This window comes from Clostridium sp. LS3 (assembly GCF_055330225.1).
The window spans coordinates 1,877,123-1,899,077 of the sequence record NZ_CM143921.1 but is presented as its reverse complement, the minus strand read 5'-3'; the positions used below and the strand labels follow the sequence as shown (position 1 = coordinate 1,899,077).

At 27.4% G+C, this 21,955-nt stretch carries 19 protein-coding genes; 6 read left to right on the top strand and 13 right to left on the bottom strand.

All coding sequences use genetic code 11. The features are described from left to right. Positions 1-102: 102 nt before the first annotated feature. From ACZJV1_RS08785 to ACZJV1_RS08770, 4 genes are all read right to left on the bottom strand, one after another. Complete coding sequence (locus ACZJV1_RS08785) at positions 103-4,449, bottom strand: collagen binding domain-containing protein (protein WP_463652077.1); 4,347 nt, start codon at positions 4,447-4,449, stop codon at positions 103-105. Between the two features lie 231 nt (positions 4,450-4,680). Beyond that, positions 4,681-5,637: an AraC family transcriptional regulator gene (locus tag ACZJV1_RS08780; protein WP_463652076.1), complete on the bottom strand. Its 957-nt coding sequence runs from the start codon at positions 5,635-5,637 to the stop codon at positions 4,681-4,683. A gap of 272 nt (positions 5,638-5,909) precedes the next feature. Next, entirely contained in the window at positions 5,910-7,415 is a 1,506-nt protein-coding gene (locus ACZJV1_RS08775) for a carboxypeptidase M32 (RefSeq protein WP_463652075.1), read from the bottom strand. 197 nt (positions 7,416-7,612) lie between these two features. Continuing rightward, positions 7,613-8,224, bottom strand: a complete 612-nt coding sequence (locus ACZJV1_RS08770) for a hypothetical protein (RefSeq protein WP_463652074.1) — start codon at positions 8,222-8,224, stop codon at positions 7,613-7,615. Positions 8,225-8,731: 507 nt separating this feature from the next. Between ACZJV1_RS08770 and hisS the strand changes: the two genes are divergently transcribed. Beyond that, positions 8,732-10,030, top strand: a complete 1,299-nt coding sequence (hisS, locus tag ACZJV1_RS08765) for a histidine--tRNA ligase (protein WP_463652073.1) — start codon at positions 8,732-8,734, stop codon at positions 10,028-10,030. A 44-nt stretch (positions 10,031-10,074) separates the two neighbouring features. Here hisS and ACZJV1_RS08760 read toward each other — a convergent pair whose 3' ends face one another. Both ACZJV1_RS08760 and ACZJV1_RS08755 read right to left on the bottom strand, forming a co-directional pair. After that, positions 10,075-10,956, bottom strand: a complete 882-nt coding sequence (locus ACZJV1_RS08760) for a Cof-type HAD-IIB family hydrolase (RefSeq protein ID WP_463652072.1) — start codon at positions 10,954-10,956, stop codon at positions 10,075-10,077. A gap of 255 nt (positions 10,957-11,211) precedes the next feature. After that, positions 11,212-11,418, bottom strand: coding sequence for a DUF1657 domain-containing protein (locus tag ACZJV1_RS08755; RefSeq protein WP_322388505.1), 207 nt, complete (start codon positions 11,416-11,418; stop codon positions 11,212-11,214). 237 nt (positions 11,419-11,655) lie between these two features. Here ACZJV1_RS08755 and ACZJV1_RS08750 point away from each other — a divergent pair, with 237 nt between their 5' ends. The 5 genes from ACZJV1_RS08750 to spoVAE are packed head-to-tail and all read left to right on the top strand — an operon-like array spanning position 11,656 to position 14,605. Further along, a complete protein-coding gene (locus ACZJV1_RS08750; RefSeq protein ID WP_411167557.1) occupies positions 11,656-11,862 on the top strand; it encodes a DUF1657 domain-containing protein in 207 nt (68 codons plus the stop codon). Positions 11,863-11,874: 12 nt separating this feature from the next. Continuing rightward, on the top strand, positions 11,875-12,735 hold the full coding sequence (locus ACZJV1_RS08745) for a DUF421 domain-containing protein (protein ID WP_463652071.1): 861 nt from the start codon (positions 11,875-11,877) through the stop codon (positions 12,733-12,735). Between the two features lie 12 nt (positions 12,736-12,747). Beyond that, positions 12,748-13,227, top strand: a complete 480-nt coding sequence (gene spoVAC, locus ACZJV1_RS08740; RefSeq protein ID WP_411167555.1) for a stage V sporulation protein AC — start codon at positions 12,748-12,750, stop codon at positions 13,225-13,227. Next, complete coding sequence (gene spoVAD / locus ACZJV1_RS08735) at positions 13,228-14,229, top strand: stage V sporulation protein AD (protein ID WP_460288756.1); 1,002 nt, start codon at positions 13,228-13,230, stop codon at positions 14,227-14,229. Between the two features lie 22 nt (positions 14,230-14,251). Next, the gene (gene spoVAE, locus ACZJV1_RS08730) at positions 14,252-14,605 is read left to right on the top strand and encodes a stage V sporulation protein AE (protein WP_463652070.1); all 354 of its coding nucleotides are present in this window, start codon (positions 14,252-14,254) and stop codon (positions 14,603-14,605) included. 267 nt (positions 14,606-14,872) lie between these two features. On the opposite strand, the gene ACZJV1_RS08725 is transcribed toward spoVAE, so the two are convergent. From ACZJV1_RS08725 to ACZJV1_RS08695, 7 genes are all read right to left on the bottom strand, one after another. Further along, the gene (locus ACZJV1_RS08725; protein WP_463652069.1) at positions 14,873-15,328 is read right to left on the bottom strand and encodes a nucleoside deaminase; all 456 of its coding nucleotides are present in this window, start codon (positions 15,326-15,328) and stop codon (positions 14,873-14,875) included. A gap of 21 nt (positions 15,329-15,349) precedes the next feature. Continuing rightward, positions 15,350-16,165 (bottom strand): purine-nucleoside phosphorylase, encoded by an 816-nt coding sequence (locus ACZJV1_RS08720; protein ID WP_463652152.1) that lies wholly within the window; start codon positions 16,163-16,165, stop codon positions 15,350-15,352. Between the two features lie 81 nt (positions 16,166-16,246). After that, positions 16,247-17,251 (bottom strand): LacI family DNA-binding transcriptional regulator, encoded by a 1,005-nt coding sequence (locus tag ACZJV1_RS08715; protein ID WP_463652068.1) that lies wholly within the window; start codon positions 17,249-17,251, stop codon positions 16,247-16,249. A 102-nt stretch (positions 17,252-17,353) separates the two neighbouring features. Further along, a complete protein-coding gene (locus tag ACZJV1_RS08710) occupies positions 17,354-18,487 on the bottom strand; it encodes a deaminase domain-containing protein (protein WP_463652067.1) in 1,134 nt (377 codons plus the stop codon). A gap of 437 nt (positions 18,488-18,924) precedes the next feature. After that, positions 18,925-19,992, bottom strand: coding sequence for a PTS sugar transporter subunit IIC (locus ACZJV1_RS08705; RefSeq protein ID WP_463652066.1), 1,068 nt, complete (start codon positions 19,990-19,992; stop codon positions 18,925-18,927). A 20-nt stretch (positions 19,993-20,012) separates the two neighbouring features. Further along, the gene (locus ACZJV1_RS08700; protein ID WP_463652064.1) at positions 20,013-20,954 is read right to left on the bottom strand and encodes a 2-dehydropantoate 2-reductase; all 942 of its coding nucleotides are present in this window, start codon (positions 20,952-20,954) and stop codon (positions 20,013-20,015) included. Between the two features lie 617 nt (positions 20,955-21,571). Continuing rightward, positions 21,572-21,946 (bottom strand): hypothetical protein, encoded by a 375-nt coding sequence (locus ACZJV1_RS08695; RefSeq protein WP_463652063.1) that lies wholly within the window; start codon positions 21,944-21,946, stop codon positions 21,572-21,574. Positions 21,947-21,955 lie beyond the last annotated feature (9 nt).

Below are 21,955 nucleotides of genomic sequence, written 5' to 3'. Positions count from 1 at the left end.
TATCGATACTTTCCTCTAACACAGCCTAATTTATATACATTATATCATTTCAATTAATAAAATAGGCTTAATAATATTTTTTAATACTATTAAGCCTGTATATTATTTATTTTTTCTTAAATATAATCCTAATGATATTGTTGCTAAAGCCAAAACATATAATCCTGCAGTACTTCTGCCTCCAGTTTTAGGCAAACCCTTATTGTTTTTTGGGGTTATTGTAATATCTTTATTAGGTTTACTTGGTTCTTCAGTTTTTATAGAATCTTTTGAGTTTTTAATTTCTAATTTTATCTCTTTATTTTCTTCATTTATGATAATCTTTTCTTCATTATTATCTAAGACATATCCCTTTGGAGCTTCTATTTCTACCAGTTTATATTCTCCATATGGTATATTTATAAATTTAGCCTCACCATTTTCCCCTGTTACTACTGTTGCAATTACCTCTTCCTTTAAATTTCTAAGTTCAAATTTAGCACCTTGTAATAATTTTTCTTTATTATTACTATCTACCTTCTTTATAGAAATTGATCCTAGTAATAATTCAGGTTCCACTGGAATTATTGGTATTTCTTCATTTTCAATACTTAAATTAATATCCTTAGCTTCTTTATCTATTTTAATTTCTCTTTCATTATTGTTTAATAAATATCCCTTTGGAGCTTCTATTTCTACTAGTTTATATTCTCCGTATGGTATATTTGTAAATTTAGCTTCACCATTTTCCCCTGTTACTACTGTTTCAATTGCCTCATTGTCTAAATTTCTAAGTTCAAATTTAGCACCTTGTAATAACTTTTCTTTACTTTTGCTATCTACCTTCTTTATAGAAATCGATCCTAGTAATAATTCAGGTTCCACTGGAATTGATGGTATTTCTTCGTTCTCAAAATTTAAGTTAATATCCTTAACTTCTTTATCTATTTTAATTTCTCTTTCATTATTGTCTAAAACATATCCCTTTGGAGCTTCTATTTCTACTAGTTTATATTCTCCGTATGGTATATTTGTAAATTTAGTTTCACCTTTTTCTCCTGTTACTACTGTTTCAATTACCTCATTATCTAAATTTCTAAGTTCAAACTTAGCACCCTGTAGTAATTTTTCTTTATTTTTGCTATCTGTTTTTATTATTGAAATACTACCTAATTTATAGTTTTTAACTACAAGATCTAATTTTTCCTTTGAGGTTATAGATACTTCTATATTTTTCTCTTCATCCAAGAGCTGATATCCTACTGGAGCCTTTACTTCCTGAAGTGTGTATCTTCCAAATTTTAATTTAGGAACTTCTATAACACCATTTTCATCAGTAACTGCCTTTCCTATAAATCTTTCTTTTGAATCATATAAGTCAAACTCTGCTCCTGCTAGCTTCATTTCTTCATTATCAGCATCAATTTTCACTATTCTTAGACTACCTACTTCTCCACTTCCAGTACCTGATCCATCTGTAATTCTAACTACTATTTCTTTTTCAAATGGTTGGTTTTCAGTTGTAAATCCATCACCTTCGAAATAAACACTATTTGATATTTTAGAATAATCTACATCTGTTATTATCTTAGTTTCATATTCTACGTAATACATAGTATCAATTGGTTTTAAAAATTCAAATTTAAATATTTGTTTACCACTTGTGAAATCTGCTGGGCTAACTGTAACCTTATAGTCAGTATATAAACTATTATCTGAAGCTTTATAAACTTTAAAACTATCTTCTATAACTTGATGCCCTTCACTTAATGTATCAACTAAAGTTGCATTTTCTATTTCTGATAAACTCTTATTTACAGCTATTTTCCATTTGATGTTTTTTCCTATTTGTTGCCCTTCTTTTTCTACAAACTTATCATGATCTGTATAAATTACCTTTCCTGAATAATCAACATCACCTACAGTTGTGGTGTTTAGGTATTCTGATTGAGATTTACCTATTATTTTTGTTTTAAAAATAATCCTATACGCACTAGTTACGCTATTTATTTCTATTTTAAAGCTTTTTTCATTTATTTCTTTTATTGTGTATTTACTATTATCTACCTTTTTCCCAACCTTCATATTACCATTTGCTTCAACCGAATACTCATAAACTTCTATAGAATCCTTATCTATTACTTGATTATCTTTTATAATATCTAAGACTTCTATATTTTCTATATTTTTAGATAAATAATTTAAATTGATTGTCCAAGTAATTTCTTTTTTGTCTCTATCTAAAACCCCTGATTTATTACCATTATCACTTGCTATATTGCTTATTGTTTGAGTTGCTGATTTAGTTATCGGCGTTTTTATATTGCTTCCTGTAAATACAGCTTCATTTACATACTTTGTTTTATTAGCTATATTCAAATGTATTTCAGGATCAAAATTTGTTCTATAAGTTATTGTATATAAAGCATCCTTAACATCTTCTAAAAATATAACCTTAAATCCTTTAGTTAAATTATTAGCTTCTATAAGTTCTAGCTTATAATTAATATCCTTTTTTAAAGTGGTATTACCTTTCTTTACTATAAAAGTATCACTAATTAATGATAATCCTCCATTTGGAAATGTATCTGTTACCACTAAATCTTTAATAGGCTCTTTTAATGGATTTATAGTTATTTTCCATCCCATTGTCTTTTTAGAATAATCTATACTACCATCTGATGATTTTGTAAAACTATTTATAATTGTAGGTCTTTTAATAATGTTTCCTGTTCCAACTCCATTAAGAAAAGCTTCATTGCTAAAACTTACTTCATCAATGTTTGTAATATCAGTTCTATAGACTAATCTATAGGCACTATTTATACTTCCTAAATTAACCTTAAAACTTGTATTTCCATTTTCATTTTTTATATCTTCTGCTATATATCCTGATAAAGCATCTCCATCTATAGTAGCATTTCCATTGTTATCTAACTTTAATTTATAAACCTTAAGTGAGCTTTTATCAAAGCTCAAACCTGGTTTAATAGTATCCTCTACTATAGTTTGATCTATTGATTCTTCCCCAGTATTTACATCAATTGTCCATATAATATACTTTTCATTATAACCTATGGTTTCTTTACCACTTTTACTTATTAAACTTCCTCTTCTTATATTTACTGTGTAGAATACATTTTGACCTGAAAAACTAGCATTATTTGAAAAACTAGTTTTAGTTTTATCTGTAATATTTGTATCATATTCTATTTGATATGAATCAGATATATTTCCTAAATTCACCTTAAATAAAGATGGATTTTCATAAGGATCAAAACTTAAAGTATATTCTGATGGATTTACTATAGTCTTATTTAAAATACTTCCATCATCTTTTAGAGTTAATTTATATACCTTTATGGAACTTTTATCTAAAGATAATCCTGCTTGCATTGTATCTTCAACAATAGCTTCATTTATATTGGACATTGATTTATTTACATCAATAGTCCATTTAATTTTACTACTATTAAATGTCTTATCTGCTTCTCCTTTTTTACTTAAATCGCTTCCTTTATTTATAGTAACTTTCCCAGTAGATTCTTCTCCATTGAAATTTGCTTTATTAGAAAATAAAGTTTTACTTCTATCAATTATTTTTGTGCTATAAGATATTCTATATGCACTATTTATACTTCCTAAATTTAGTTTAAAACCATTTTTTGTCTTATCAAATGTATATTTACTTGAATCTACTATATCCCCTAAAGTTGTACTTCCATCTAAATTTACATTTAATTTATATACCTTTAGAGAGGCTTCCTCAAAACTTAAGGACTCATCAAAAACATCCTCAATTAATGCATTATCTACTTTTGATAGTGTTTTATTTACATCTATTGTCCATGCTATTTTATCTGAATTTACTGGTTTATTAGCTATACCACTCTTTTCTACTGAAGATGCTATATTTTCTGGCTTAAATCTTATTACTATTGTTTTTTCTTCTTTATTAGAAATTGGGAAGGTAATTTTGACTGGATTTTCTCCTTTAATAACTTCTTTATTAAACTCACTATTAAATTGTACTGTTCCTTTTACATTTGAATGAGTATTTGCATAATCATTAAAAACAAGTCTTAGTTTACCATCCATGTTTAGATAAAATTTTCCTACTGATTCTCCATCTCCTATATAAAGATCACCTTCAACAGTATTATATATACTAAATACTTTAGGTACTTGTATTTCTGTATAATCTCCAGCCTTAACCTCTTCTCCATTGCTTATTTCCCAGTTATAAAATAAGGATACTTTAGCTCCTTGGTCCATTGGATATTCAGTATTCTCATCAATTATATTGCTCTTTGAATCTTTCAAGACTACAGATTTGATAGTATCTATTGCCTTATTTTCATCTTTAGTTAAATTATCATTAGCATATGCAGGAAAAGACATTTGAATAAGAAAAAATATGGTAACAATAATCGATATTATCTTAGGTTTAATTTTTTTGTTAGAAATCATTACAAAATCCTTTCATATTTTATCACGCATATGAATTGTAATTTATTCCCACAAATTCATCTATATTGTTTTTGCTATTATATATACACTTTTTTGCTATAGGATAATTATTTTTAAAAGAAACTAATTATTTTTATATAATATATTTAAAGTATTTAAAATTTGGGATTTGTCAGATATTTTTGTTGATATGATAGTTGCGTGATCACATATGAGCAGGTCTTTAGAATTTTATATATCACTATTACATAGACTTAAATATGAAAATATATTTCTTAAGATCTCTGTTTTATATTCATTTTTATATTCTTCTATATTAGAGTTGCTACTTAGATATTTATTATCTTTTCTATATTCTCTAGGAGAGCATTTATAAATATTTTTGAAAAGCTCATTAAAGGTTCTTGTACTTGAAAATCCACTTTCATATGCAATTTCTGTTATAGAATTCTTTGTCCTTAATAGTAAGTTTAATGCTTTGTCTATTCTTGCATTATTTATATATTCTTGAAATGATATTCCTATATTCTTTTTAATAAAATGAGATAAATAATAAATACTTAAATTCTCTCTATTGGCTATTTCAAGTAAAGTTATTTTTCTATCTAAATTATCATTAATATACTTTAAAATATTTTGAATTCTAGCTAAGTCTTTAGTTATACTTTCCTTATCTTCAATATCATAAGTAAAATTATTTATTAAATGTGCTCCAAGTAAATTTATATCACTTCCAACTATAAACTGATAACCCCTTCTTTTTTCAGTTAATTCCCATACTATTTTAGCTAAATAATACCTTATAGCATCAAATTTTTTTTGCTCATCATCACTATAAATAAAAGATTTACAATCGAACTTAGTATTATTAAATAGAGTATATATTAAAGCATAATAATCACTATCTATATTAGCTTCTAATATAATATTATCTTCCTTAGTTTTTATTAAATTATGAACTTCATTACTATTTAATAAGATAAGGTCTCTTTCTTTAAGAAAATATATATTGTTACCAACTCTAATATTAAGGCTCCCTTTTAAAACTAATATAATTTCTATTTCTTTATGACATTGAAGTTTACTTTCGTAAATGCTATATATATAAACTTTAATAGGTAATCCATCTTCTATTTTTATTAGCTCATTGCTATAGCTCATATTTACCTCTCTTTTTTCATTGTTCATACATTATGTATCTTCTTATTTAGCTAAACATAGAGTTTAATTTAAAAAATATATCTTTTATTAATTCATTACCTATGTTACATATTTCATATATATTATTTACTTAAATTTATATGTTAAAATAAGTATTATTTATATCTTTTATTTTCTAGTACTTTAAATTTTCAATATATATTTTTTATTGGATTTTAATATTTATATAATTAAAATATTTTATATAAAAAGGTGCTGTATCAAAAGTTGTTTTGATACAGCACCTTAAAATTCTTGTACTATTTTATATCATATATTTTATAATACTTATTTTTTAAATAATCTATAAAGTATTTAGGATTAAGTTCTTCTCCAGTTATATTTTTTATAATTTCTCCTGGAGTATATAAAGAACCATGAATATGAACTTTTTCTTTTAACCAGTTTGTTATTTCAATAAAGTTACCCTCTTTAACAGCTTCCATTACATTTGGCTTTTCTTCTAATAGTTTATAGAACATTTGAGCTCCATATAAATTACCTAAAGCATAACTTGGGAAGTATCCAAAAGAACCATCTGACCAATGCATGTCTTGAAGTATTCCCTCACTATCAGTTTTAGGCTCAACTCCTAAATATTCTTTGTATTTTTTATTCCATAAATCTTTAAGCTCAGCTACTGTTATTCTGCCATTAATTAATTCTTTTTCTATTTCATATCTTATTATAATATGAAGTCCATATGTTAATTCATCTGCTTCTGTTCTAATTAAAGATGTTTCAACATAATTCATAGCTTCATAAAATTCATCTAAAGTAACATTTTTAAAGTCTTCAAAATACTCTTTAGCTATAGGCAATAGATAAGAACAGAATTCTTTGCTTCTTCCTAATATATTTTCATAAAATCTTGATTGTGATTCATGTATTGCCATAGAAGCTCCAGTTTGAAGTCCTGTATTTTCTAAATCATCACTTATGTTTTGTTCATAAATACCATGTCCACCTTCATGAATTGTACTAAATAAAGCTGAGGTAAATTCATCTTCATGATAATTAGTAGTTAATCTTACATCTTTGTTTCCAAAGTTTGTTGTAAAAGGATGAATACTTTCATCTAATCTACCAGCTTCTAAATCAAAACCTATTTTTTCTAAAATATATAATGATAAATCCTTTTGCTTTTTAGTATCAAAACTTCCAAATAAGAAATCATTATTAATCTTTTTATTGCTAGCTTTAATATTATTTAATACTTCTATTATTCCATCTCTTAACTCTGCAAATACCTTATCTAATTTTTCAATTGTAAGTCCTAACTCATATTTATCTAAAAGGGTATCATATTTATCATTTTTATATCCCCAATAATTAATGAATTCCTTTTGAAATTCAACTACCTTTTCTAGATGAGGCTTGAATATCTCAAAATCATTTGCATCCTTAGCTTTTTCCCAAGCTAATTCTGAATTGCTACAAACACCGACAAAAGCTATATATCTATCTTGTGGTATTTTTTTTGTTTCATTATAGTTTCTTTCAAGCTCTTCTAGCATTCTAAGTTCAGTAAGATTCATTTCATTCTTATATTGTGATAAATCCTTTATAAAATCTCCTACCTTAGAGCTAGTAATCATCTTAAAGCTTTCTCCTGATAGATATTCTAAAACTTTAGATCTTGATTCTCCTGCTTTAGGTGGCATATTTGTTCTCATATCCCAATAAATTAAGTTTATTGCTTCATTTAACTTTTCATATTGTCCTAAATACTCTTTTAGTTCTGTAATTTTATCTTGCAATGTCATTTTCAAAGCCTCCCATTATATAGTTATATTTATTATAAATATACCACAAATTAACTTTTTCCATAAGTAAATTTTAATAACTTGTATGCTATAAATAATTTATTCACATATTTTAAAAATATAATTTCCTATAGATCAAAAAAAGAATATGACCTTAAGCCATATTCCTTTCCTATTTAAATAAGTATTTGTAAAATTTATTCATTTAAATAATTAGATAAACTCTCTTCATTAATATACTTCTCCATATTATCATAATCAATTGAAGACGGATCAAAATTTAAAAGTAACTTACTTAACTCATTTTCATCAGCTAACTTCCATTTTTTATTTTCTTTTATTAAAGTTAACTTTCCTGTCCTATCAGTGAACTCACTGTCTTTAATACACTCTAATATAATATCACTAACCATTTTATTTTGCTCTTCTTCTGTCATCTCAACACCTGAAAAAGATTGTTCAATAGCATTCTTAACTATTTTGGTCATTGCTTTATTAATAATAACTTCAAAGTCAGGTCCATTTATATCAATATAAACAGTTGCCTCATCTTTGTTAACTTCTTCAGAAGTTATTTTATAAGTAATTTTCTGTACTTGTTTAATAAGCTCTTCATTAATCTTTGCTTCTTCCTCATCAGATATAACCATGTTTTTTGCTACTAAAGATACAAGCTTATCATTAGCACCCTTCATTTCATCTAAATTTGTTTTTACAAAATCTGATGGTGAAGTGCTTTTACAACCGTAAAAAACACCAATAGTTAATATTAATGTCATGCATAGTGATATTTTTTTTAGTAATTTCATATATTTACCCCCTTGATAAATTTCATCAATATTTTACTATAAATACTAAATTAAATCAAATTTTCCCATATTTTGTTAAATTTATCTTTTATTGAAGTCTTAGTAACTAATTTATCTTTTAATTATCTATAAAAGCCTATTGATATTTTTCATACTCTATATTGATACTATTTATTATTAAAAAATGTGAATACTTTTTATTTTTAAATACTTATTTCATAATATAAATAAGTATAGCTGTTAAATATCCTTGAAGAAGGTTATTGATTGTTATATAATGTATTTATTAAAATTTAGGAGGAAAAATTATGAAAGCACTAAATAACTTATTTAAATCAATACATCATCATCGCTAGAGTGACTTCATCTTTTTAAAGGATGCAAGTCTATTTCCTTAGGCTTGTATCTCTAGGCTATGATGTGTTTAGTGCAATCATATTTAGTAAGCCATGTGGGATATTTGCCTACATGGCTTTTTGTTATTTTAAAATAAAGGAGAAATGTGATATGAAAAACAATAAAGTTAAACCAAGTATTTTACCAGGATTTATGGAGCTAATGCCTACAGATCAAAGAAAATTTAATGATATAGTAGAGAAAATCACAAAAATATACGAGGAAAATGGATGTCTTCCAATAGATACACCAATTATTGAAAAAGCTGAAGTCTTACTTGCTAAAAGTGCTGGTGAAACAGAAAAGCAAGTTTATGCATTTCAAAAGGGATCTAATAATTTAGCATTAAGATTTGACTTAACAGTTCCTTTTGCTAGATATACTTCTCAATACTATAATGATTTGCTTTTCCCTTTTAAAAGATATCAAATAGGAAAAGTATATAGAGGAGAAAGAAATCAAAAAGGACGATATAGAGAATTTTATCAATGTGATGTTGATATTATAGGAAAAGACACTTTAAGTATTAAAAATGATGCTTTAGTCATAAGTTTAGCATCAAAAGCCTTTAAAGCTATAGGATTAAAAGATTATAAGTTCCAAATAAGTAATAGAAAAATATTATCTGCATTGTTAAGTTCACTAGATATAGAGAATCTAGTTGAAGTTATGATTTTAATAGATAAGTACGATAAAATAGGCAAAGAAACATTTGAATCTGAATTAACTAAATTAGTTAGTGATGAAAAAGCAAAAATAATAAATAAAGTTATAAATATAAATGGGTCTAAAAATGAAGTTTTAAATGAATTAAATTCATTAAATATAAAAAATGAAAAATTTATATTAGGATTAAATGAGCTTAAGGAAGTTACTACTACTCTAGAAATACTTGGAGTAGATGATAGTGAATATATAATAAACTTAAAAATTATAAGAGGGTTAGATTATTACACAGGTACAGTATTTGAAACTTTATTAACTGGCAATGAGGAGTATGGTTCAATTTGTTCTGGTGGTAGATATGATAACTTAGCAGAAAATTATACTAATAATATATTGCCTGGAGTTGGAATATCCATTGGATTAACTAGACTATTCTTTGTTTTAAAAGAAATAGGTTTTATTGAAAACTATACTGTTTCTTCTAAAGTTGAGTATTTAATAATACCAATTGGAGATACTTTAAGTTATTGTGGTGAAGTATATAAAAAACTAAATTCCTTTGGAAGATCTGTAGAAATATATTTTGAAGATGATAAATTAAAGAAAAAAATGAATTATGCTAATAAACTTGCTATACCCAAGGTTATTCTTTTAGGTGAAGAAGAAGAGACAAATAGGACTATTAATATAAAAAATATGAATACTGGAATACAAGAAACAATAAAATTTGAAGATATCATTTAAAATAAAGGGATGTAGTTATATTTAACTACACCCCTTTACTAGTATTACTTTATCATTTTATTCATTTCATCATTAATTACATTATAGATAGCCTTAGCAACTCCTAAATTATCATTACTATCTGTTATGTACTTAGCTATAACCTTAATTTCTGGTATAGCATTCTTCATTGCGACAGTTTCATCAAATATTTCAAACATTGAGTAGTCATTAAAGCTGTCTCCCATAATCATAACATCCTCTATTGCTATTGACATTTTCTTAGCTACTTTTTCTAAAATAATTCCTTTTTGAGCATCTATATCGGTTATTTCTATATTACCTCTAAATGATGAGGATATTTCTAATCCTTTAATTTCTGCCATAGCTTTTTTTATCTTATCTATAAGTTCTATATCTTTATTAAAGGCTACAACCTTTTTAACTGCTATTCCACTTTCAAAGAATTTAGCTATATCATCAATGTACTGTAAGCATGTTAAAAAGCCTTGCTTTTGAACCATTTCTCTTGCCTCATCTTCTGTTAACGCTGGATTTAATATCATAGTTCTAAATACAATTTCTTGAAAAGCCTCTTCTTTTGTAGATGTAGTAAACACTCCCTTATCTGTAAATATACGAGCTGGTAGTTTATTTTTCTTTAATATCTCTACTATCTTCTTTGCATTCTCTTCTCTTATATTGATAGCATCTAATATATTTCCATTCTCATCTCTATACTCTGCTCCATTTAAAAGAACACACTGAGCTTTTATATTATGCTTATCTAATAGTTCCTTAACACTTTCATATTCTCTACCAGTAGATATTGCAAAAATTATACCAGCATCTTCAGCTTTTCTAATTGCTTTAACTGTTTCCTTATCTATATCATGATTATTATTTAATAAAGTTCCATCCATATCTGATGCTATAAGTTTTATCATTAAAATTCCCCCGTTACAAATCTATGTTATTGTCTATTATATAATATCACATACTTATGATTGTGTATAAAATTCCTAATAAATATGTCTAATTTTTCTTTTAATAGATTAAGCAACAAAAATTTTAACAAATAAAAAACCCTATTTATTTAATTTTTTATAGAGCTAAAAATTATAGTATATATAAATATACTCCCATATCTATAAAATATAAATTTACTAGACATGAGAGTATATTAAATAATTAATTATTTATTATTGTTTATTATATTGAGGTTCTTCTTGTTTTACAAAATCAAGTCTTGATTGAAGGCTTTGCTGCACACTCTCCATTGTAGTTGCAAGTTGATTAAACATTTGTTTTGCATCTTGATTATCTGTGTCTAAAGAAAATGTCTTCATATCAGCAGCCAATCCTTTTGCACTAGCTAATGCTGTTTCAAGTTTAGTTCCCGTTGGCATAAAAATTCCTCCTTTATAATTTTTTATTGCAAATATATTTTGTTCATAATCAATTTAAATATTCAGTTTATTTATGATGAAATATATTCCTTTTAAAATCTAATTTATAATTATTGAACTTTATCAATTAGCTTTTAACAATTGAATAAATATTTATATTAAGAAATGAATTAAAATTAGGCTTATTGGTTAAAGTAAGTTAAGAAGTAATTTAATAAATATAAAGGAGACTTTTATATGACTGCTATTTCAAAGGTAAAACAAACATTAGCTACATTAAAGGGAGCTGAATCAACTTTAAGAATTTACTCATTACAAGAGCGTGATAAAGAGTCTAGAGCTATTTATGATGAGACATATAAAGAAATAAGCAAAATTAAAACAGATTTAGAAAAAAGAATAGGATCTATGGAGTTTGAAGAACCCCAATACAAAGGCAACTAAGTGAGGTGGCATATGAGTTCTTGGTTAATAATATTATTTAATTCAATAGTTTTATTTTTTTTAGCAATAGTTATAACAAAATATATGAAAAAGAAAACTTTATCTAGGGCTACTCCCTTTGACTTTATTTCTTATGCCGTAATCGCTATTATAATTACTTTAATTTCTTTAAATATAATTGATAATATTTACTTTGGACTAGTTGCACTAGCTGTTTGGGCACTGATGCCTATTGTCTTAGATTTTGCTTCTATGAGAAGTAAATCAATTTATAACCTAATACATGGTAAAGAAAGAGTATTAGTTAAAAACGGCAAAGTAATGGAAGATAACTTATCTAAAGAGAGAATTACAGGGCAAGAGTTCCTACAAGAAATGCGTTCGAAAAAAGCATTTAGCTTAGCGGATGTTGAATTTGCTGTAATGGAAACAAATGGAGACATAAATGTTAGCTTAAAAGCTGATAAGAAACCTGTTACTCCATATGATTTAGGAAAACAAGTATCGTCTAAAGCTGAGCCACAAACAGTTATTTTAGATGGAAATATATTAAATGAAGGGCTTACTAATGCTGGATTAAATAAAAGCTGGCTTACAACTCAGCTAGAAATGAAAGGTGTTTCCATTGAAAATGTTTTTCTTGGGCAAGTAGACTCTTCTGGAGACTTATATTTAGATATTTTCGATGATATGATACAAATCCCTAAAGCGCAAGTTAAAGAAATGCTATATGCTAGTATTCAAAAAAGTCAAGCAGATCTTATGTCATTTTCTTTAGATTGCGACAATGAAGGTGCAAAAACTATGTACTTACAAAATGCTGAAAAATTAGAAAAAGTAATGCAAAAATTAGAACCATATTTATTACGTTAGAGGGTGAGATAAATGTCAAATATGAAAAAGAAAAAAATGACCACAACTCAGCAGCAATATGATGCATTAGTAAATAATATAGAGCCTAAAAGACCTATTGTAACTAATTGTATTAGAGCTTTTCTAGTAGGTGGTGCAATATGTACAATTGGTCAAGGATTACAGTGGATGTTTATTAATTATTTTAATTTTGATGAAAAGACATCAGTAGGGCCTACTTCTGTAGTTTTAATATTTTTTGCAGCTTTATTTACTGGTCTTGGGATTTATGATCATCTTAGTCAATGGGCCGGATGTGGATCTGCTGTTCCTATTACAGGCTTTGCTAACTCTATAGCATCTGCTTCAATTGAGCATAAAAGTGAAGGATTTGTACTTGGAGTAGCTGGAAATATGTTTAGGCTTGCAGGTGCAATTATAGTTTATGGAGTTTTTTCTGCCTTTGTAGTTGCTACGATAAAAATGACAATAAAATGGTTGGGGGCGATGTAAATGCTTAAAGGACATCAATCTTGGATTTTTAACTCTAAACCTACAATACTATCCTCTTCCGCTGTTGTTGGTCCCTTTGAAGGTAATGGTGCTTTAGCTAATGACTTTGATATAATTTATGAAGACTTGTGGCTTGGGCAAGATAGTTATGAAAAAGCGGAAAGAGCTTTACTTGAACATTCTTGCCAAAGAGCAATACAAAAAGCAAATTTACAAAAAGAAGATATTAACTTTTTTTTAAGCGGAGACTTAATGAATCAAATTATATCTAGTAGCTTTGCTGCAAGAACTTTAGAAATACCTTTTTTAGGGATTTTCGGAGCTTGTTCTAGCTCCATGGAAGGCTTATCATTGGCAGCTCAATTAATAGAAAGTAAAGCAGCTAAATATGTTATAGCAGCTGCAAGTAGTCATAATGCAGCTGCTGAAAAACAATTTAGATATCCTACAGAATACGGAGTACAAAGACCACCTACTGCTCAATGGACAGTAACTGGAGCTGGAGCTGTTGTTCTTGGCCAAAAAGGTAATGGCCCAAAGATAACCTCTGCTACCATAGGAAGAGTGGTAGATATGGGAATTTCAGATCCTTATAACGTTGGTGCAGCTATGGCGCCAGCAGCCGTAGATACCATTGAAGCTCATTTTAGAGATTTAAATATTGATGCTTATCATTATGATCTTATTGCTACTGGTGATTTGGGGAAAGTTGGTCATGAGCTTGCTAATGCTTTATTAGAGAAACATGGTATAAATATGCCAAAACATATATTTACAGATTGCGGACTTTTAATATATACCAAAGAACAACCAAGTTTCTCTGGTGGCAGTGGCTGTGGTTGTTCTGCTGTTGTAACTTATGGACATTTACTTAATCGTATGCGTAAAGGAGAATTAAAGAAAATACTAATTGTTGCAACAGGTGCCTTAATGTCTCCTGTCTCCTTTCAACAAAAGGAAAGCATACCTAGTGTTGCCCATGCTGTTTCTATAGAAATGTAAAAAAGAAGGTGTGATTTAAACTATGGAAAAATTTATTTTTGCATTTATAATAGGTGGCTTAATTTGTGTTATTGGGCAACTTATAATGGATATTTTAGAAGTTACTCCTGCACATACAACTTGTACGCTGGTTGTAGTTGGTGCAATATTAGGTGGTTTTGGTTTATATGATCCTTTAGTTAAATTTGCAGGTGCAGGAGCATTTGTACCTATAAGTAGTTTTGGAAATACCCTTGTAACAGCGGCTATAACTGAAGCTGAGCAAACCGGCTTTATAGGAATATTTACTGGTGTTTTAAAGACAGTAAGTGCAGGAGTTTCTGCAGCAATAATATTTGGATTTATTTCTGCTATGGTATTTAAGCCAAAAGGTTGAAAACATGAAGAAATACTTTATAATTTACATTTCTTTCATATACTACATATATTGAATTGATATATAAATATCTATATAGTGATTATAAATATAAGGTATTTTTCTAAATTACTACAGACTAACTAACCCACGATAACACAATTCTGTATTTTCGTGGGTTTTATAGTGTATACTAAGTATTATAAAAAATCTTCTCTTTTTAGTATATATACTGAAAGAATAAGATACACAAAGTGTTAGAATCTACATAAATTCATGTTATAAATTCTAAAATTTATATTCATCGAATACTTTTAATCCTTCTTCATTTAGTACATTTTCAACAACTATAGGTTTATTTGGGCTTTTTTGAAAAACTTCTTTACAAGATATCATAATATTGCTTCCAGCTATCTGTGCAAGTTGATCATGTGACACACTGTACACTACCTTATGTAGATTCGCCCATACCAGAGCACCAGAGCACATTACGCAAGGTTCACAACTAGTGTATAAAGTATATTCTTTTAAATCAAATATATTATTTTCCATGCAAAACCTTCTTATAAGTCCAATTTCTGCATGATGAGTCGGATCACATAAAGTATTAATTTGATTTTCTCCACTCATTACTATTTCATCATCTTTTACTAAAATTGCTCCGAAAGGCTCATTGCCTTCATTTCTTGACTTAATAGCAAGATCTATAGCTTTTTTCATAAAATATTCATCGTTTTTTATCATAATAGAATCCTCTTTTTTTATTTAACCCATATTCTCTATTATTTTAGCTATCCATTTACAAAAATCTGTAGATGCCTTTTGAGCTATGGCTACAACATTCTCATGTGAATGTTTTTGCTTTTGTATTCCTGTAGCCATGTTTGTAATACAAGATATTCCAAGTACATCTATACCTAAATAATTAGCAGCTATAGTTTCAGGAACTGTTGACATTCCAACAGCATCTGCCCCTTGATTTCTAATTGATCTTATCTCTGCTGCTGTTTCATAATAAGGTCCCATAAATCCCGCATAAACTCCCTCTTTATATTCAATTCCAATTTCATCTGCCACTTTCTTTGCTTTATCTATTAACTCAAGCTTAAAAGGTTCAGACATATCAGGGAATCTTGTCCCAAATCTCTCATCATTTATACCAATCAATGGATTATCTGAAACCAAGTTAATAAAGTCATTAATAATCATTAAAGTTCCAGGCTTAAAGCTTGTATTTATACCGCCACAAGCATTAGTTATTATAACTTTTTCAATTCCTAATTGTTTCATAACAAATATTGGATATGCAACTTCTTTCATTGTATATCCCTCAAAATAATGAAATCTTCCTTGCATTGCTAAAACATCTATACCTTTTATTTTTCCAAATACTAATCTACCGTTATGTCCCTTAACTGTTGATGTTGGAAAATTAGGTATATCTTTATAATCAATATATTTTTTATCTTCTATTGCCTCAACTAAATCCCCTAATCCTGAACCTAAAACAACACCAACCTTAGGCATTAACTCAATTCTATTTTTTATATATTCTGCTGATTCTAAAACTTTTTCATACATATTATCCATCTTTTTTACCTCCAGAAATTTTATATTGGAAACCGGTTTCTAATTATGTAAAAAAATAAAATCCCATTAATTCTATTTTATTTTTTTCGTACTATTTCTAGTTATAAGTTCGTATCCCATAACTATAGTTCTATTTTCCATATCATCATTATTAATTTTTTCTAGTATCAATATTGCTGCATTTTTACCTGAGTCATAATAATCATAATTTATTGTAGTTAATGTTGGCTCAAACATAGATGACATATCCATATCATCTATACCAGCTATTGATATATCCTCTGGAACCTTATAAGAAAATTCTCTTAAACACTTAAGTGCTCCAAATGCTAAACGATCTATTGCGGTAAATACAGCTGTAGGCATTTCTTTAGAATTATTTATTATATGTTTCATGGAATCATATCCTGAATTTATATTAAAATTTCCTACTGCCATATATTCTTCTTTAGTATTAATTTTACTTTCTTTTAATGCACATAAATATCCATTTTTTCTTAAACTAGCAAATACAGCTCTAGATTCATCCAATCCAATGTAGGCAATTTTTTTATGACCTTCGCTAATTAAATACGAAACCATATCTTTAGCTGCATTAAAATCATCATATATTACACAAGATGCAGCTATTTTGCTATTTTCTTGCCCCATCATTACTATAGGTGTATTAATATCATCTAATACTTTTATATGTTCCTCTGTAATGTTAGTTGGGAAAAAAACAATCCCATCTACATGCTTCTTTTTAAAAATATCAAAATATTTCAATTCTTCCTCTATTTTTCCTCTTGAATTAGCCAATATTACGTTATATCCATTTTCATTTAATTTATCAATAATGCCCTCTGTTATATTTGAAAATGTATCAATTCCAATTCTAGGAATCATTATTCCTATTACTTTTGTTTTCTTAGTAACTAACTCTTGAGCTAACAAATTAGGGGTGTATCCTGTTTCATTTAATACTTTTTCTACTCTTTCTCTTAGTTCTAAACTTACATTCTGTGAATTATTAATTACTCTTGATACTGTAGATTTAGAAACTCCTGCTAAATTGGCAATATATTTTATGTTCATATTTTTTCTCCAAAATCCTTGCGGTGTTAGAAACCGGTTTCAACTTAATTATATAAATTTTATTTTTAAAAGTCAAGTTTTTTGAATAAATATATGGCTCTGTTATTCACCATATTTTTTAATATATTTTACCTGTACTTTTATATTGGGATGCTCTTTACAAAACTCACTAATTACAAAACAGCAGCTTGGGCAAGGTTCCCATTTACTATATAAAATAAGATTCCCTTCATTCCTCAACACTTTTGCTTCTATTTGTTTATGTATTTCTTCAAATATCTTTTTTTCACTATCATTAACCCTGTTATATCCTACACCTAATTTACCTAATTTATTAACTTTAATACTTTTAAAAATTGCTGTTTCTAGTGGTGGTGCGGTGCAATAATTTGTTATATTGTTACTACCACTTATTGCTTTAAACTCCTTATTGTCATATATTGCTAATGCTATATTTATAGAGTCCTGTAATGCCTTGCTTTGATCTATTTTAAATATTGTTTTTTCTTTTTCATCAACTTTCATATACTTATCCATATTTCTTATTAAACGTTGCATTCTTGGTATATTATTGCTTAAATGTTGATGATACTCTACAGTCCCCTTCTTGGGTTTAATATATTGATAATTTATTTCCTTCGGTATTTCTATGGATATTGTTTTAGTTTTAGTTTTGGCATTATATTTTTCTTTTACGCCTTCTTTTCTAATAAGAACCATTTTTTTCAATAGTTCAATATCCTTTGCATAAAGATAATCATTATCTAATTCTTTTTCTAAGTCTTCTAATTTTATTTTCTCTTCTTCACTTTTTATTCTATATATATGGCTTTTTATCTCTTCTATGGCTTTTATGATATGTTCAACACTATCTTTAGAACTTGTTTCTCGTTCATATTCAATTCTATCTATATTTAGTTTTTTTATTTCACTTATTTTTTTACATAGTTTGTTATGTTCATTTTCAAATAACATCATTTTTTCTATATAGTCTATAAAATCCCTAATATCATTTGCTTTATAGGTAGTCTCAGTATCCTTAATAGATATGTGCAATCTTTCTGTTACACTTTTATCTACTTCAAAAGTTTTTGTAATTTCTTCTTTAAATTTTTCTTCATCAAATTCATTTACTTTATATCCTTCTCTTTTTAATTCATCCTTAAACTCTTTTAGATTATTAATTTTTATTCGGTCTTTTTTCTTTCTCTTTAAGGTCAGATTTTCTTGCGCCATATTCACCTCTTATCTTTGGATTTCATATAAAAAAATAATACTATAATTATTATTAAAGTGACTCATTAATATAACCGTTTTTTTGCTGTCCACTGATACTTCTATTATATCCAAAAGGTTAAATAAGTTAAATATTTTTAATCTTTTTCACATCCAGGATCCTAATTCTAGGAACTTTGTTTTCAGAATTTACTGCATAAAAAAGTGGACATATGTAAGTTTACTTATTCCGTCGCTTCGCTCCAAGTCAACGCAAACTTACATATGTCCACATACAAACTGAAGGTAAGTAAAGTATAAAATAAATCTACTTTTCCACATTTAATTACTAAAAGTCTTATATAATCACATTTTCAAAACTTTAAACTTTTATACTTTCCTATAAAGTAAAAAAATAACCAGATCAAATAACTTTGATCTGGTTATTTTTGATTATTTTATCCAAGATAAGCAAAAGCTTCTTCTTTTTTATATAATTTAAGTACTTGTTCAAATATTACTAATGATATTATTGCTAATGCTGTAGGAATAACAAACCACACGCATATTGCTACAAATATATTTAATCCTGCATCAATAGATGCTAATGGTCCAACTAATCCAACTAATCCAAAACCTGCTGATGAAGCTGTTCCCATAACGTTAAATAATGCAACAGGTATTGCTGATAACGCTGAAGTAAATAAAATAGGTATTAAAATAATAGGATAGCGGAATAAGTTTGGCATCATCATCTTCATTGCACCTAATCCAATAGCTGCAGTAACACCTGATTTATTAACCTTCCAAGAGTGAACAACTAATACTATTGTTGTTGCTGCAACTCCCATAGCTGCCGCACCTGCTGATAAACCATTTAATTGAATAGCCATACCAATAGCAACTGTTGATATTGGTGAAATAATCAACACTGCAAATGAACATGCTATTAAAATACTCATTACTACAGGTTGTAAATTAGTAAATGAATTAATCCCATTACCAATTAGAGCTGTGAAACTCTTAACATATGGAAGAGTTATCAACCCTATTAATCCTGCTCCAGAACCTATTAAAATAGGTGATAGTATTATATTTACTGAACCAAATTTTTCTCCAATTAATAATATTAAAATAACCGCTACTGATGCAGTAATCATAGTGTTAATAATGTCACCTGTTCCTGCACTTACATATGCTCCCATAGCTTGAGTTGCCATATTTTGCATTTGAGGATTAAATACAGTAACACCTGAACCAACATAAGCTGCTCCTGCAACAACAGCCATTTTCATTGGATTAAATCCAAATTGTAAGGCAATAAGTGCTCCAATTAATAACGGTGTAGTTAATTGGAACATAACAACTGTCTGAGTCAATAAAACTATAAAGTGTGTTTGATCAAATAATTTTAATACAGCTGCTAATACAGCATTTGGAATAAGACCTACAATAATTGCTAATGCTGTACCTGCTAGAACTTTATTAAGAAAGTCCTTAGGGGTAATTCTTTTACTCTCTGACATATTTAAAGTCTCCTCTGTTATTATTTTGCGCCTAAAATTTCTTCCTTAGCATGAACTAATTCTGTTAAGAACTGACAATAAGGTGTTGAAACATTATATTTTGCACCTTTTTTACATACTGCTCCATTAATATAATCAATTTCTGTTAAACGATTATTTTGAATTAAGTCTTGATGCATTGATGGATAGTGTTTACCTACTCCATTTGGATCAAAAGTAGATTTAACGTGACCTACTATTTCTTCACGATCAAGGATAACACCTTCTTTTTCAGCTACATCTGCAAACTCATTAATGATTGTACGAATCATTTTATCAGTTACACTTGCTGCTCCAAAGCTTGCAATATTAGCATCTAAAACAGTACATGTACCATTTAATGTACCATTAACACAAGCTTTTCTCCATATAGAATACATTACATTTTCACTATATTTTCCATTTAACCCAGCTTCCTTAAGTGTTTCTACAACTTCTAAAGCAGCTTCTTTACCATTTGGGTGTACATTTTGAAGTTCTACTTCTCCATTACCAAAAAGTTTTGCTTCACCAGGTCCTGTTAACCCAGCTGTCCACATAGTATTTCCAAGTAAAATATTTTCTTTAGCCACATACTTTTCAACAGTATCTTCATGACCTAATCCATTTAATAAACATAATACTTTAGTATCTTTTGATAATATTGATTTTATTGATTGTAACATATCATCTAATTGCATAGCTTTTGTAAATAATATTACAGTATCAATAGTATCTTTATATCCTTCCATTTCACTTGGGAAAAATGCTGGTATTTTTTCAACAACATTCTCACCATTATAATTTGCTTTTAAACCGAATTCCTTAATTGCATTAACATGGTCAGCCCATTTATCAATTAATACAACCTCATTACCAGCTTTATGTAACATAAGTCCAAATCTACTTCCCATAGCTCCAGCTCCAGCGATTGCTATTTTCATTTGTAACACTTCCTTCTTGTTATTTAATTATCATTCCATAAAGATATTATCATAAAAATATTTAGAAATCTCTATGAATAATGACAGTTTAGATGTAATTATCTCAATTTTCACTTGTTTTTCTATATTTTTCTTTGTATTTCTACAAATATCGATTTTTATTTTTGTTAAAAAACTAACCTTTACATTGAATTATAATAACCATTCTTGGAATGGCCCATAACTTACTTAGAATTAGAATAATTTATGATATTCACTTATTCTCTTAATGCTTTTTCGGCACATTTCACATATAAAAAATCCTTCTTGTAATAATTTGTTGTTTAAATTATTCCCAAAAAGAAGTACATTTTATTCATTCTACAAAAAGTTTTTTATTTAGACAAAATCTATGCTTATGAAATTAGAAACTTATAGTCAATTTTCTCGATTTTCTACTATTGCAAATCTACCATTTATCATGATCCTGTTTTATAATTTGTACTATCATAAAATTATATAATAAATATGTTATACACATGCTCCTTTTATTATAAAGTTATCCAAAAAGATAATTCTATAATAAAAGGAAGCATTATATTTTCTTATAATGTTAATTTATAAGTATTTTAATATCCTTAGAAAAGCAATATAAGATCTATAAGTCCATTTGTATATATAATCAATTCATCATATTTAAAAGGATTGCTTGACTCTATAATCCCAACTAAATTATTATTAACATCTTTTAAATATTTCAATAAATAATTTTTACTATTAGTATAACCTACAACAAATGAATCATTTTCCAAACCATCAATTATTTCACTAACAATACTTTTTGACTTTGAAGCTTTTATATTAACTTTATTTATAAGCTCATCTGTAAAAGCTAAGTTATTCTGAATATTTTGTCTCATAATATTTGTAATTTCTCTTAATATATATATTTCATCATTTAGATTAACGTAATTCTTTTTACCTATTATCTTTTCTATTAGCTTCCTATCCAAAACTTCCTC

What these genes read in the sequence shown, in the direction of transcription:
- ACZJV1_RS08785 (WP_463652077.1), bottom strand. Translation starts at nt 4,449, where the DNA reads ATGATTTCTAACAAAAAAATTAAACCTAAGATAATATCGATTATTGTT.
- ACZJV1_RS08780 (WP_463652076.1), bottom strand. Translation starts at nt 5,637, where the DNA reads ATGAACAATGAAAAAAGAGAGGTAAATATGAGCTATAGCAATGAGCTA.
- ACZJV1_RS08775 (WP_463652075.1), bottom strand. Translation starts at nt 7,415, where the DNA reads ATGACATTGCAAGATAAAATTACAGAACTAAAAGAGTATTTAGGACAA.
- ACZJV1_RS08770 (WP_463652074.1), bottom strand. Translation starts at nt 8,224, where the DNA reads ATGAAATTACTAAAAAAAATATCACTATGCATGACATTAATATTAACT.
- hisS (WP_463652073.1), top strand. Translation starts at nt 8,732, where the DNA reads ATGAAAAACAATAAAGTTAAACCAAGTATTTTACCAGGATTTATGGAG.
- ACZJV1_RS08760 (WP_463652072.1), bottom strand. Translation starts at nt 10,956, where the DNA reads ATGATAAAACTTATAGCATCAGATATGGATGGAACTTTATTAAATAAT.
- ACZJV1_RS08755 (WP_322388505.1), bottom strand. Translation starts at nt 11,418, where the DNA reads ATGCCAACGGGAACTAAACTTGAAACAGCATTAGCTAGTGCAAAAGGA.
- ACZJV1_RS08750 (WP_411167557.1), top strand. Translation starts at nt 11,656, where the DNA reads ATGACTGCTATTTCAAAGGTAAAACAAACATTAGCTACATTAAAGGGA.
- ACZJV1_RS08745 (WP_463652071.1), top strand. Translation starts at nt 11,875, where the DNA reads ATGAGTTCTTGGTTAATAATATTATTTAATTCAATAGTTTTATTTTTT.
- spoVAC (WP_411167555.1), top strand. Translation starts at nt 12,748, where the DNA reads ATGTCAAATATGAAAAAGAAAAAAATGACCACAACTCAGCAGCAATAT.
- spoVAD (WP_460288756.1), top strand. Translation starts at nt 13,228, where the DNA reads ATGCTTAAAGGACATCAATCTTGGATTTTTAACTCTAAACCTACAATA.
- spoVAE (WP_463652070.1), top strand. Translation starts at nt 14,252, where the DNA reads ATGGAAAAATTTATTTTTGCATTTATAATAGGTGGCTTAATTTGTGTT.
- ACZJV1_RS08725 (WP_463652069.1), bottom strand. Translation starts at nt 15,328, where the DNA reads ATGATAAAAAACGATGAATATTTTATGAAAAAAGCTATAGATCTTGCT.
- ACZJV1_RS08720 (WP_463652152.1), bottom strand. Translation starts at nt 16,165, where the DNA reads ATGTATGAAAAAGTTTTAGAATCAGCAGAATATATAAAAAATAGAATT.
- ACZJV1_RS08715 (WP_463652068.1), bottom strand. Translation starts at nt 17,251, where the DNA reads ATGAACATAAAATATATTGCCAATTTAGCAGGAGTTTCTAAATCTACA.
- ACZJV1_RS08710 (WP_463652067.1), bottom strand. Translation starts at nt 18,487, where the DNA reads ATGGCGCAAGAAAATCTGACCTTAAAGAGAAAGAAAAAAGACCGAATA.
- ACZJV1_RS08705 (WP_463652066.1), bottom strand. Translation starts at nt 19,992, where the DNA reads ATGTCAGAGAGTAAAAGAATTACCCCTAAGGACTTTCTTAATAAAGTT.
- ACZJV1_RS08700 (WP_463652064.1), bottom strand. Translation starts at nt 20,954, where the DNA reads ATGAAAATAGCAATCGCTGGAGCTGGAGCTATGGGAAGTAGATTTGGA.